The organism is Aequorivita antarctica (genome assembly GCF_007997155.1).
Lineage (GTDB): Bacteria > Bacteroidota > Bacteroidia > Flavobacteriales > Flavobacteriaceae > Aequorivita > Aequorivita antarctica.
This window is the reverse complement of sequence record NZ_VORT01000042.1, coordinates 1-1,031: the sequence shown is the minus strand read 5'-3', so window position 1 is coordinate 1,031 and position 1,031 is coordinate 1. Positions and strand designations below refer to the sequence as shown.

Here is a 1,031-nt window from a genome sequence, read left to right as displayed (position 1 = left end):
AAAACTACAGGTCGCAGTGTTTCCTGATGCATCGGTTACAACAAAGGTATTGGTTGTAGTTCCAACTGGGAAGGTGCTTCCACTTGGTAAACCAGCAGTTTGGGTAGTAGCGATAGTCGTATTCCAACTTATAGTTACCAGACCATTTCCTGAATTTCCAGTAGCCTCTCCAGTTGTATTTATTTGATTTGTTCCAGCATTAAAGGAACCTCCTCCTCCACCAACGCCACCGCCAGTTGAGTTTGAACCACTTCCTCCGCCAGAGTAGCCGCCGCCAGCGCCGCCAACAACGTTTCCTGAACCATTTCCGCCGCCGCCAAAGCCGCCAATTCCAAATCCTATGTTTGCACCGGCTCCGCCATTTACAAAGGCTTTACCTCCAGAACCAGCAGCCCAACCATCAGCTCCGTCAGTCAATAATCCACCACCAGCACCACTTGCAAAAGCAGCGCCAACATTTCCACCATTTCCAGCAGAACCTCCAGTTCCGCCGCCTCCAGCGCCAGTTCCTCCAGTGGTAACTATTCGACCATGTTTCTCAGGAGAGTCAACTGATTGAGAAGAACCGCCCCCACCACCTGCAATAATAATAGGCGCATTAGTAGCATCAGTTACAAAAGTACCACCGCCACCGCCATTTCCTGCTGTGTTATTTTCTCCAACTAAAATTTTTAATGAAGATCCTGGAGTTACGTTGAAGTCGCCTTTCATCACGGCTCCTTTCCCAGAAGACACAGATGATCCTGAACTATTCCCGCCTTCGGCACCTCGCGTTTCTATAGTTACACTTGTTACTCCTGCGGGCACTACAAATGAATCGATTGTGCCAGTATATGAAAATGTCTGAGATCCCATGGAGCCTCCACAATTGTCATCAGCAGTTACTGTATAATTTACTACAGCGCCACAAACTCCTGGATCGTTACTTACAGTAATATCTCCAGGACAAGTAATTGTTGGCGGTATATTGTCCTCTACAGTTACAATCGTTGTACAAGTGGAAACATTACCATTTACATCGGTTACTGTTA

The 1,031-nt window shown here is 47.1% G+C and carries 1 protein-coding gene; it reads right to left on the bottom strand.

Features of this window, described 5'->3' with window-relative positions; all coding sequences use genetic code 11:
- Nucleotides 1–1,031, bottom strand: a 1,031-nt coding sequence (locus tag ESU54_RS17660) for an HYR domain-containing protein (protein ID WP_146848198.1), incomplete at both ends; no start/stop codon positions are given.